Here is an 11,498-nt window from a genome sequence, read left to right as displayed (position 1 = left end):
AGCGTCTCCCTAAGTTACTTAGGGTAGATTCACTCTATAAAAATATGTGTGTCATTATTTTTTGGTACGTTATACCAAGCTATTATGCGCTAGATTACAACTTAAGTGTGATGTTAGTTCAAGAGCAAATGATGATATCAGTCGCATATAAGTATGAAATATTGTTAGGAAATATGAATTTGCCTGATGTATGGAGCTAGAGCATAGTCCAGCTCCAAATATCACTAGGCAGCATGGTCAATCAGAGGGGCCATTTGGTAAAGCTCTTCCAAAATAGCTTTGGTTTGTTTCGAGTATATGAGTCGGTCTTTATCACCGACCAACTGAATTGCACGTACTTTTCCACTGACTAGGCTGTGTCTTATCGTGCGTAATGCCATCTGGAGGTCTAGGCATGTACCTTCTAGGCCATTTTTCGGAATGAGAGAACTTAGGTCAACGCTCAGAATGACTTGATCGCAGTGGTCAAGATAGTTTGAAGCTTGTTGTTTTAGATGGTTACGGTGTCTAAATACGAACTCTCGGTCGGTTATCCAATCGCACCCCTGATCTTCAGCGTATTCCCACATTGTTGAAGCAGCCCCTGATTCACTTACGCCGGCGAAAAAAAGTCGAACGTTATTGTATCGAGTAAGAGCAAAATGAAATGCGGACCCCAGCCTTGGTTCAAGAGTTTGATTCAGATTCATCTTATGGCCGATACTGATGATGCCGATTTCATCTCGTTCATGAACAACTACGGGTAGAATGGAGATTATTACTTCGGAGCAGTTAGTCAAAATCACAGGAACTGAGTGTCGGGATAAAGACAAACTCAATGCTTCTTGGAAATCACCACTATCAATTTGGGGATGATCAAAGTGACCAAGGTTAGCAGCGGAACCTTGGTCATGCTGTTGGTAAAGCCAGTCACTGGCATTGTCCAAGCTTTGATTAGCTAGATCATACGTTGCAGCAGTCATGGGGGTTAAATGTTCACATACCGTCATAAAAGAAAAAGGGTGGTGGTGAACGGGTTTTGATGCTCTATGAAATGCGTAACGTTTGAAAAAGCTTAACATGGTGAATTACCTTTCTGGCGGCAACGCCCTCGCTGCCTGCAACACATGTAAAATGATACGCTGCTTATCCTTTTCGACTCGGTGTGCTGGAGCCATGACAGATACAGCACCAATTAACTTGCTGCCTTTCATCACTGGCGCACTAATACCAGATACACCTGGGTCTATCTCAGAAGTACTAACTGCGTAGCCATTTTTCCTAATGGTGCTTAACTCTTGTTCCCATTCGTCCATACGATGATCCTCACCAAAATGGCGAAGGATTTTTTCGCATCGTGCCTGGGGCATATAAGCCAGCATCACTTTAGATGAGGCGCCCCGCAGCAATGGTTGACTTTGACCCTGGACGTAACTGCAACGAAGCGCCTGCATACTTTCTTTCTGTCGGACACAAAGCGCGCGATAACCAGAAGGCACCATGTAAGCTGCCATTTCTCCCGTCTGTTGAACGAGACGAGACAGAATGCTTTCTACCATGTCTAAGCCATGCTGCGCGGTTTCGTAGCTGTGCATTAAAAGCAGTGCAGCGGGGCCGACTACAAAGGTCTTGTCATGGACGCTTTCTTCGATCAGGTTCCACTCTTTTAGCAACTTCAAATGGCGATATAAGCTACTTAAAGGCACATTCATTTGTTCGCTAAGCGTTTTTGCAGAAACCGGGAATGGGCTAACAGCAACTTGCATCAATAATTGAAGGGCTTTTTCGTTTACCTGATTAGCGTTGGCTTTGTTTGTCGTCATAGGTGCGTTGTAACGTGATAAAGGGGATGTCTCAACTATAATTCTTAACTGTCGAGAAAAGGAAAATATTTATAAACCATTATTCTCATTTGATGAGAAAAGTGCTGTCTGATTTCTGGTTGTGAGCAAGCGTGCTCCTATGCAAGAACCAAGAAGTAGTTTTGGATTAGTAGGGTGTCATCTAAAGGGGCTTGCTCGTGTGTGGTAAATTGTCTGCTAATTTTATTGTCGCGTTGAACTGTCGACGCTTCCTTAGTGTAGACTTTGAGGTCCATTAAGAGTCTTACCTAAATTGTTGTTATATTTGCAGTAATGTTAGGTTGTGCTCATACTCATTTAGGAATGAAATGCATTGAGCAATCCTACCGACCAAAGAGCAGGGGTGTCGACGTTGAATTGGAGCGATAACGAATGCTAAGCAAAGCAACGCTAAAAAAAATCAGCATATTCTTTATTCCTGTCCCTTTAATCTTGGCGCAGGTGTTTTTTCTCGCTCAACAGAATATTCAAAAAAACCTAGATAATATTTTAGAGAGAAACATACAAGTTGCCGATCAAATACTGTTCCATATCGAAACTGAAAATAAAACGGCATTAATAGACCCGACAAGGTGTGAAGCGTTACAGCAAAACCTAATGTTTGAAAGAAACATTGATGAAATGCTGATTGTTCACGGTGACAACATTATCTGTTCTTCTAAGTTAGGTTCGATATCCAAACCTTTGGACAGTTATTTAAAGCAATATGGCACTGATACACTGTCTTTCGCGCGTATACACGGTTACCCAGAGCAAGTCCTGACACTCACCACACAGAGCACCGAAAATCCAGAGTATCGCGCTATCACCATTGTGGATAGGGACTATTTTGGTGCGACTATTGGTTATAAAAATGATCTTCGTCTTAAGCGCTCGGCACTGTATGTGGGAAAAGGTGTTGCTCCGCTTGGTTCGCTCAAGCAAGGTGATAATCCCATCGCCATCGCTCATTCTAAAATCTTTGATTATGAAGCCTTACTCGAAGCCAGTAATGTCTATATTGAGCAAAAAGAGCTGTCTTATTTTATTTCAGCGATCCCCCTCCTACTGATTTTCTACTTAACGATTTATATCGTGACAAAGTTTGTCGATCCTCAGAGAAGCTTGCTCGTAGATTTGAAAAAGGCCATAAAAAGGAAAGAGCTGGCGCTGTATTATCAGCCACAAATTGATGCAATAACCGGTGAATTAAAGGGGTGCGAAGCGCTTCTACGTTGGAAGCACAAGAGTCGTGGTTTTGTCTCTCCAGATAAATTCATTGTAGCTGCGGAACAAAACGGGCTGGCGAATGACATCACCGATTATGTTTTGGATAAAGCACTTAAAGACTTTTCTAATAGTCATTACTCAAAGCCTTTTCATTTAGGCGTCAATGTACCACCTGATTATCTCTCAGACGCGCATGTTATCCATAAGATAGAGCGCATCCACAAGAAACTAAAACAAAATAATGTTTTCTTGGGGATTGAGATTACCGAGCGCCAGCTTATCGATGAAAATACGCAGAAGTACATTTCAGCGCTGCGGGTGCATGGCATAGAAGTACTTATTGATGACTTTGGTACGGGGCAAACTTCTCTGGCAGCTCTGCAACACATGAGAGTGGATTACTTAAAAATAGACAAGTGTTTTGTCGATACAATCGGTATTGAGAGTGTTAACGCTCCGGTTTTGAATGCCATTGTCCGATTTGCCAATGAGCTTGAGATAAAGCTCATTGCGGAGGGAGTGGAAACTGAAGCGCAAGTGAAGCATCTTATTGATCTAGGAGTAGATTTCCATCAAGGTTACTTTTACTCAAAGCCTGTGCCATTTAAGCAACTATTACTTAATTATCAGTAGGGTTGTGTATTTGAGAGGCGTATTCTTAGGGCCGGAAGATAGCTTAAGAATACGCAACTCTTGTCGGTTAAAGTTACGACTTCTATTCTGCTCCAGATTTGATGAGATAACCTTTGTAACAGCTTGCTTCATTATCAAACCTAAACTCTAAGTAGTTTTGAATGCTTTCTATACCATCTTCTTGGTAATGTGAAACATATAAAAGCTGACTTAACTTCTCCTTCGCTATCAACTCTAGAGTGTTTTTTACTAACATTCGCCCCAAGTAATCTAAGCCTTGATAAGGTTCGTCCAAAATTAGCAATGTAGGCTGTTTAACAATAGCGCGAGCGATAAGAAGCAAGCGCTGCTGACCATATTCCAGTTGTTTAAAAGAGGTCTTTTGATATTGGCTCATGTGTAGAATTGTCAGCCAATCCTTCGCAATATTGATCTCATTCTTAGTCGGTTGTGAGTAAAGACCAATTGAATCATAGAATCCCGATAAAATGACTTCTAGAGCGCTGCAGTTAACTCGATATTGAAGGTGCAGGGCGGAGGACACCATACCGATATGTTGCTTTATTTCCCAGATGCTTTCCCCACTGCCGCGTTTCTTACCGAATATATGGATATCATTACTGTAACACTGGGGGTGATCGCCAAATATCAACCCTAACAAGGTGCTTTTACCGCACCCATTCGGCCCTTTCACTTGCCAGTGTTGGCCTTTATCAATTCGCCAATTTAAGTCAGTGAAAATGGTCTTGTCGGTGTATTCCACTTTGCCACTCTTAAGTTCAAAAATTGGATTTTCAAAATGGGTTGTATGTTGATGCTGACGAATTAATGCCATCATCTCTTCGCTTTGTTTCTCTGACTGGGACTTAATCTGCGCGATGATGGGGTGCTGATCCCAGCTTTGCTTGTCCATTGTGCTATCAAGTTTGCCACCATTGAATAGTGCTACTTGATCTATCCAGTCGGGCATGTCGGATTCACGAGAGAAGGTAATTAGTATTTGAACCGATTGAGCGAGCGTTTGAAGATACTTTGCCAATGAAGCACGGTGCGCTACATCTAATCCTGTAAATGGATTATCTAACAACACTAGATCTGGTTTTGCCGCGAGCGCACGGGCGAGCATTACACGTCTCGTTTCACCAGTAGAAAGCACTCTAAACCCGCTCTCGGCCAAATGTGATAAGTCGAGCTCTTCAATTACTGTTTGTGCGAAGGTGTCATCTTGGCAGACGTCAAAGATCAAGTTATATACTGAGCTGCCTTGGTCAATACGATCGAGAAAATCGGTGTCATCTCTTTCGATCTCCAACTCTAGCAAGCGTTGTTGTTCAGAAAGAGAGACTTGAGCAATCTGGCAACCTTGAACGTTCAGTTCACCTGACTCAGGCGTAATTTCTCCGCACAGTAAGTCACCAAGCATAGATCCAATATCGCCCTTAGAGCTGAAAATGCCCCAAGATTGTCCTGCTCCAATGTGCCAATTGTCGATAGAGAGGGTGGAGGTATTTTCCTTTGCAGTAAGCTGATGAAATTGAATCGGCATAGTATTTGTCTTCCATGACAGTTTTTATTTGGATGTATGAGATAGGGCAAAACACTTATACTCAAGTAGTCTCGAGATACTTGGTTCCTAGTCTTTACAAATTTAATGAAAGCATAAATTATCTCGCGACTTGTTGGTTAATCCACTGGATAAACAGCTCAAGTTTGCGAGAGTGTGTCTTCTTCGCTGTTACGATGTAGTATTTGTGCTTGCAGAGCACGGCTTTATCAGCAAAGGGCGTGATTAATTGCCCTGAACTTAAAATGCTCTCGACTAAAGACACTCTCCCCATCGCAATACCTGCGTTGTGCATTGCCGCCGTAGTTGCCAAGTCTGAGCGATCGAATGAAATGCTTGAGGTCTCGTCAAGTACGGATACGTCATTGCTCTCCGCCCATAGCCTCCATTCATTGTCATGAGAGTTGTAATCCCAAGCCTGTCTATCATGAAGTAAAGTTGCGTTTTTGAGATTGTTTACATTCCCAGCCAAGTTCATTTGCTCTGCGTATTCCTTGGTACAGACAGGGATAATGCTTTCTTCCATCAGTTCTTGGTACCAGAGTTTGCTAGGTATTTCGTCGTTGAAGTAAATGGCAACGTCAATCCCATGCCCTTGAAAGTTGATATTTTCATTACCAGTGAGAATATTTAGTTTTATCGAAGGGTATTGTTTTATAAACGTATGAATTCTTGGGACTAGCCAACTTTGAGCAAATGATGGACGAGAGTAAACGGTTAGATCTCCTGAGATATCTCCATTCTTCACATCACTCAACTCCTGATTGATCTCGTTTAGTATTCTGTTTACAGCGGAGTAGATACGCTCCCCGTCTTCAGTAAGAGCAACTTTTCGGTGAGAACGTAAAAACAGCATGATCCCTAGCTCTTCCTCAAGTTTGCTAATGCGGTGCGAAATTGCACTAGGAGTCATTGATAATTCTTCTGCGGCAAGAGAAAAAGAGTTGTGGCGTGCAGCAACTTCAAAAGTGTGCAACTTAGAAAGTTGGAAGCTGCTGATTCGATGGTTCTTAGAAAAAATATTGTCTTTGGAGTACATCGTGAAAGTAGTTAGTAGTAGATGACTAAACTCCAATATATCACGCTTGATTAATCTAATTTAAACCGAGCTGAGGATATTTCATTAATTTTAACAAGAATCACGTTTTTGTTTTAATTCAATTCACACAGCGGTGAATTTATATCGTTTGTTGACCATTTTTCTTTTTGATTTAATTCCTAGCAAGAATCAACCGTTAATTGGAAGACAATATGACTCATCAAGAAGTCTCCACACTTGTAGATAAATTTCCTCTTGTTAAAAAACTAATTGAGTTAGAAGAAATCGTCTGGTTCAACCCTAATACAACTTCAGTGGAAGTGGGATTACCTTATGTTGGTCTTGATAGAAGTGATACTCAAGACGCTAGCGATAGGCTGAAACGCTTTGCCCCCTACCTTGTCCAAGCATTCCCAGAAACTAAAAGTTCAAAGGGGATAATTGAGTCTCATGTTGTGAATATTGAGAACATGAAGGCAAAACTAGAAGAGCGATATGACACCGAGATTTTGGGGCAACTCTACCTAAAAAAAGATAGCCACCTTCCAATTTCTGGCTCAATCAAAGCACGTGGTGGGATTTATGAAGTGCTTACTCATGCTGAAAAACTCGCGATTGAAGCTGGGTTACTCTCGAAAAAAGATGACTACAGCAAGCTATTTAGTGAAGAGTTTCGACAATTTTTCAACCAGTACAGTATTGCCGTAGGTTCTACCGGCAATCTAGGCATGTCAATCGGAATCATCAGTGCAAAGCTTGGCTTCTCAGTTTCTGTGCACATGTCAGCTGACGCAAGGGAATGGAAAAAGAAAAAACTACGCTCACACGGAGTAAGGGTTATTGAGCATGAGCAAGACTATGGCGTTGCAGTGGAAAATGGTCGTCGAGAGGCTGATAAAGACCCTAATTGCTTCTTCATTGACGATGAAAACTCGCGAACCTTGTTCCTCGGTTATTCAGTCGCAGGGGAACGGCTGAAAGATCAATTTAACGATATGGAGATTGTTGTAGATGAAAATCACCCGCTATTCGTCTATCTACCATGTGGTGTTGGAGGAGGTCCTGGCGGAGTGGCCTTTGGTCTCAAGTTAGCATTTGGAGACAATGTTCATTGTATCTTTGCCGAACCGACCCATTCTCCTTGCATGCTCTTAGGAGTACATACCGGTTTGCATGACCTTATTGCGGTGCAGGATTTAGGTATTGATAACTTAACTGCAGCAGATGGCCTCGCTGTAGGTCGAGCTTCTGGTTTCGTTGGGCGTGCAATGGAACGTCTACTCGATGGTTTTTACACAATCTCTGATGAAAATATGTACAAGCATCTAGGTGAACTATCTGAGTTAGAAGATATTCAACTAGAGCCTTCAGCATTATCAGGCATGGCTGGTCCTGCGCATGTTTCGAAAAATGCTGAATACCTCAATCGTATGAACCTAACTACAAACAAGATGAAAAACGCGACCCACCTTGTTTGGGCCACTGGAGGCGGAATGGTTCCGCCTGAAGAAATGGCCGCTTACCTCGCGAAGTCAGATAAATAACCCCATAAAAATCAGAGAGGTGTGCTCATTCACCTCTCTAACAACAATAAAGAAAGCTTCAAAAGATTTAAATTCAATTCAAGAAACAAGAGTACCTAACAATGATTAAAGAAATAGAAAACAACAAGGAAATGTTCGTTGAGTGGCGACGACAGTTACATATGAACCCGGAGTTGAGTTATCAAGAGCATGAAACAGCAAAAATAGTTGCGGAGTTTCTAGAAAGTTTCGGCTTTGATGAAGTGCATACGGGCATTGGAGGGACGGGGTTAGTTGGTGTTCTGAAAGGTAAATATCCATCAGATAAAGTCGTCGGGCTTAGGGCTGATATGGATGCTTTGGCAATGGAAGAACTCAATGACTTTGAATATGTATCAAAGAAGAAAGGGTTAATGCACGCCTGTGGTCATGATGGTCATATGGCAACGTTGCTTGCCGCTGCATGGTACTTGGCGCAAGGTCGAGAGTTTAGCGGTACCGTCCACTTCATTTTTCAAACGGCAGAAGAAGAGCTGACCGGCGCTAAGACGATGATTGATGATGGTCTCTTTGAACGATTCCCTTGTGATGTCATTTATGGGCAGCACAACATGCCTCATGTCCCAGAGGGCCATATTTGGTTACGTGAGGGTGCAATTGAAGCGAGCTGCGATCGTTTCGATATAGAGATCGTAGGCAAAGGAGGCCATGCTGCGATGCCGGAAGGGATGCTCGATGCACCTCTGATTATGAGCAATATCATCATGGCTGCTCATACGGTTGTTTCACGCAATATCTCTCCTTTAGAGTCAGCAGTACTCTCGTTCTCGGACGTGCATGCTGGTAGTGGGACCTACAACATTATGCCAAAGACTGCGACTCTAAAAGGTTGTGTTCGCGCGTTTGATGAAGGTGTTCGACAACTTACATTAAAACGCCTTCATGAAGTTGTAGAAATGACGGCCAAATCCTACGGTGCTACTGCGACTCTTACTATCCGTGATGGAAGCTGCCCAGCAACCATAAACAACCCTAAACAGGCACAACTCGTTGCCCAAATTGCCGCGGAGCTTATTGGGCAGGAAAAAGTTAATGCTGACTGTCGTCCTTTATCCGGCAGTGAGGATTTTTCGTGGATGCTTCAGGCTGTTGAAGGGTGCTACTTTTTCGTAGGTAACGAGGGCGCATCACTTCATAACCCATCATACGACTTTAACGACAATATCATCACCACTGGAGCATCAATGTTCGTCAAGCTAGTAGAACACAATCTTCCAGCCTAAAAGAATAAATAGAATCAGCTCCCTTAAATTCTAAGGGTATAAATGAGGTTAATAGAATGAAATCTGAAAAGTATATTGTTGAATTTTTGATGTTCTCAGTGTACCTAATATTCGGTGCTTCGTGGGCTACCACTGGTGCGGTTGGTGCTCAAATCATGCAGGATTTTGGTGTTGGTGTAGCAGAGTCTGCAATGATGACCAACGCTATCTTGTGGGCTAAAATACTCGGCGCACTAGGTGTTGCAGTTGTTACTTATAAGTTAGGAATCAAGAAGTCTTATCTGCTAGCTTTGGTTTTAGTGGGTTCGGCAATATTTATACCGTTTACAGAAAACTTTTATACGCTTGTTCTCATCCGCTTCCTGAATGGCTTGGGTGGGGCAATGTGTCTGGTATCAATGGTTCCCGTAGTAGCGCACTACTTTGAGCCAAAAACGGCAGCCAAGTTAAATAGTATTAATGGCATTCCAAATGTTATCGGCTCGGCGATCATTTTAATGTTTGCTAGTTCAATTATTAGCTTTGCTGGTGGATGGAAGCCTCTGCTAGCAGCCTATGGCTGGATTACTCTTGCATTTGCTGGTGCGTGGATGATTTTCTTTAAAGATTTCAAGCAAGAAAGAGCAAAAGAACCTACACAGGAAGAGAAACGAGCTGAGATTAAAACAGCTGTAAGATCTCGAGTTGTTTGGAGTATGGTTGTTCAGTATGTTGGTGGCCTTCTAATGCTGCTAGTTCCATTCACTTACTTACCAACATATTATGCGGAATATGCTAACCTACCTGCAGATAGTATTGCTTATCTAGCCCCATCAATTAACCAAATAGGAATTGTTGTTGGTGCTGCTCTTTCTATCTGGTTAAAAGGTAAAGGTATCCCTTACAAAAAGCTCTTTGCGGTAACATCAGTAATAATGGCGGTAACTACTTACATGATGTTCTTTGGTTCCAATGAGTACATTATTGTAGTTGGAGCGTTTGGTGCTGGTATGATGCTTTCATCTTGGTTTAGTTTTATCTTCTCTCTACCAAGAGAGCTTCTTAAGAACCCATCAACAAACACAATTATGTTTGCTATGTCTACATTCTGGTTGGCTTCATATATCTTAGCCACAGTTAATACGCAAATCGTTGGCTACTTAGTGGATATGACGGGAAGTTTTGTTAGCGCATTCTATTATGTTCTTGTGATCTTAGTTATTTGTCCTATCGCCGCTCAGTTCTTATTTCCAAAAAACGAAGCTACAGAGTTACAAGCGACTGCAGCAACTGCTTAAGTACTTAGATGAAAAGAAATTAGCCCTCATCGCAGAGGGCTAATTTTTATTTGGTATAGATCAAAGATGTCATTAATTTATATTTTCGATATATTCGGAACGGCTGTTTTTGCGATATCAGGAGTTTTAGTTGCTTCCAAGTTTCGCATGGACGCTTTTGGTGCCGTAGTGCTTGGAAGTTTGACTGCTATCGGTGGTGGGACTGTTCGAGATATGGCGATAGGTGCTACGCCTGTATTCTGGATGATAGACAGTGTGTATTTATGGGTAATCCTTGTAACTTGTATTACAACTATTATTGCTATCAGGCGGCAGAAGTACATACCAAACTGGGTATTGTCTCTCGCTGATGCAATAGGGCTCGCGGTTTTTGTTGGTATTGGATTTGAAAAAGCGATGCAATATCAAGGCTCATACACAGTTGCTATTATAATGGGCGTGATTACAGGATGTGGTGGAGGCATACTCCGTGATGCACTTACCGGAGAAGTGCCATCTGTTCTTCAAAAAGAAATATACGCAACATCATGTTTGATAGGTGGTATGGTTTATACTGCATTTTTAAATCTAGGTATTTCAAATACCAAAGCCTTTTTCCTATGCGTTATCACAGTGCTAGTCTCTCGGCTTATTTCTATTAACTATAATCTTTCACTACCTCAAGTCCTAATGAGCAAAGTAAATGATTAAAATTAGATTGATGGAGATATGAAGTTTTATTGGATATCTTTGAGAACTCTATGTATTTCACGCTAACTAATTAGTGATAATTGATTTTAATTACATATGGCAATTAGCGTATTATCTAATTTGAGTTACTTGGTCTAGTGGTCGCCCTAACGCTAGCATGTGTAAAGTAAGTTATATTGAATGTGCACATATAATAAAAAGTGCAAATTTCCTAAGCAGGCTTTTTACTGGAGTGTGGCTAAGTGCTGGGGTCGCACACGACTAGGTATTTAGCAATCCCGTAATTTTCCAAATGCTAAAACGACGAAAGCCCGTTGATTTCTCAATGGGCTTTCTAAATGTGGGGGAGTTCGGGGACGCCTAGTCTGGGCTTGCATTCAAGGAGGGATTTAGGTTAATCCCTTTAAACCGCTGATATACGAAAAAGCCCGCTAATCTC

At 42.0% G+C, this 11,498-nt stretch carries 9 protein-coding genes; 5 read left to right on the top strand and 4 right to left on the bottom strand.

Annotation, left to right across the window (positions count from 1 at the left end; genetic code table 11):
- Positions 1-224: 224 nt before the first annotated feature.
- Positions 225-1,061 (bottom strand): arginase family protein, encoded by an 837-nt coding sequence (locus BSZ04_RS01285; protein ID WP_088879281.1) that lies wholly within the window; start codon positions 1,059-1,061, stop codon positions 225-227.
- Positions 1,062-1,067: 6 nt separating this feature from the next.
- Positions 1,068-1,802, bottom strand: coding sequence for an IclR family transcriptional regulator (locus BSZ04_RS01280; protein WP_010451423.1), 735 nt, complete (start codon positions 1,800-1,802; stop codon positions 1,068-1,070).
- Positions 1,803-2,213: 411 nt separating this feature from the next.
- On the opposite strand from BSZ04_RS01280, the gene BSZ04_RS01275 reads away from it, so the two are divergent.
- On the top strand, positions 2,214-3,683 hold the full coding sequence (locus tag BSZ04_RS01275) for an EAL domain-containing protein (RefSeq protein ID WP_088879280.1): 1,470 nt from the start codon (positions 2,214-2,216) through the stop codon (positions 3,681-3,683).
- An 82-nt stretch (positions 3,684-3,765) separates the two neighbouring features.
- Here the strand turns inward: BSZ04_RS01275 and modF are convergent, their stop codons facing one another.
- Together modF and dsdC are read right to left on the bottom strand one after the other, a co-directional pair.
- Positions 3,766-5,229 (bottom strand): molybdate ABC transporter ATP-binding protein ModF, encoded by a 1,464-nt coding sequence (gene modF, locus BSZ04_RS01270; protein WP_088879279.1) that lies wholly within the window; start codon positions 5,227-5,229, stop codon positions 3,766-3,768.
- 118 nt (positions 5,230-5,347) lie between these two features.
- Positions 5,348-6,286: a DNA-binding transcriptional regulator DsdC gene (gene dsdC, locus BSZ04_RS01265; protein WP_088879278.1), complete on the bottom strand. Its 939-nt coding sequence runs from the start codon at positions 6,284-6,286 to the stop codon at positions 5,348-5,350.
- Between the two features lie 212 nt (positions 6,287-6,498).
- Between dsdC and BSZ04_RS01260 the strand changes: the two genes are divergently transcribed.
- The 4 genes from BSZ04_RS01260 to BSZ04_RS01245 all read left to right on the top strand — a co-directional run bounded on the left by BSZ04_RS01260 (position 6,499) and on the right by BSZ04_RS01245 (position 11,059).
- Positions 6,499-7,830 carry a D-serine ammonia-lyase gene (locus tag BSZ04_RS01260; protein ID WP_088879277.1) on the top strand — a complete coding sequence of 444 codons (1,332 nt, stop codon included), beginning with the start codon at positions 6,499-6,501 and terminating at the stop codon, positions 7,828-7,830.
- A gap of 101 nt (positions 7,831-7,931) precedes the next feature.
- Positions 7,932-9,092, top strand: a complete 1,161-nt coding sequence (locus BSZ04_RS01255; RefSeq protein WP_088879276.1) for a M20 aminoacylase family protein — start codon at positions 7,932-7,934, stop codon at positions 9,090-9,092.
- A 56-nt stretch (positions 9,093-9,148) separates the two neighbouring features.
- Positions 9,149-10,369: an MFS transporter gene (locus tag BSZ04_RS01250; RefSeq protein ID WP_088879275.1), complete on the top strand. Its 1,221-nt coding sequence runs from the start codon at positions 9,149-9,151 to the stop codon at positions 10,367-10,369.
- A gap of 66 nt (positions 10,370-10,435) precedes the next feature.
- A complete protein-coding gene (locus BSZ04_RS01245; RefSeq protein ID WP_088879274.1) occupies positions 10,436-11,059 on the top strand; it encodes a trimeric intracellular cation channel family protein in 624 nt (207 codons plus the stop codon).
- The last annotated feature ends 439 nt before the right edge of the window (positions 11,060-11,498 follow it).

Source organism: Vibrio rotiferianus, assembly GCF_002214395.1.
GTDB classification, from domain to species: Bacteria; Pseudomonadota; Gammaproteobacteria; order Enterobacterales; family Vibrionaceae; genus Vibrio; species Vibrio rotiferianus.
The sequence above is the reverse complement of the archived record's forward strand: the minus strand, read 5'-3'. Positions and strand labels throughout refer to the sequence as shown.

What these genes read in the sequence shown, in the direction of transcription:
- BSZ04_RS01255 (WP_088879276.1), top strand. Translation starts at nt 7,932, where the DNA reads ATGATTAAAGAAATAGAAAACAACAAGGAAATGTTCGTTGAGTGGCGA.
- modF (WP_088879279.1), bottom strand. Translation starts at nt 5,229, where the DNA reads ATGCCGATTCAATTTCATCAGCTTACTGCAAAGGAAAATACCTCCACC.
- BSZ04_RS01280 (WP_010451423.1), bottom strand. Translation starts at nt 1,802, where the DNA reads ATGACGACAAACAAAGCCAACGCTAATCAGGTAAACGAAAAAGCCCTT.
- BSZ04_RS01245 (WP_088879274.1), top strand. Translation starts at nt 10,436, where the DNA reads ATGTCATTAATTTATATTTTCGATATATTCGGAACGGCTGTTTTTGCG.
- BSZ04_RS01250 (WP_088879275.1), top strand. Translation starts at nt 9,149, where the DNA reads ATGAAATCTGAAAAGTATATTGTTGAATTTTTGATGTTCTCAGTGTAC.
- BSZ04_RS01260 (WP_088879277.1), top strand. Translation starts at nt 6,499, where the DNA reads ATGACTCATCAAGAAGTCTCCACACTTGTAGATAAATTTCCTCTTGTT.
- BSZ04_RS01275 (WP_088879280.1), top strand. Translation starts at nt 2,214, where the DNA reads ATGCTAAGCAAAGCAACGCTAAAAAAAATCAGCATATTCTTTATTCCT.
- dsdC (WP_088879278.1), bottom strand. Translation starts at nt 6,286, where the DNA reads ATGTACTCCAAAGACAATATTTTTTCTAAGAACCATCGAATCAGCAGC.
- BSZ04_RS01285 (WP_088879281.1), bottom strand. Translation starts at nt 1,061, where the DNA reads ATGTTAAGCTTTTTCAAACGTTACGCATTTCATAGAGCATCAAAACCC.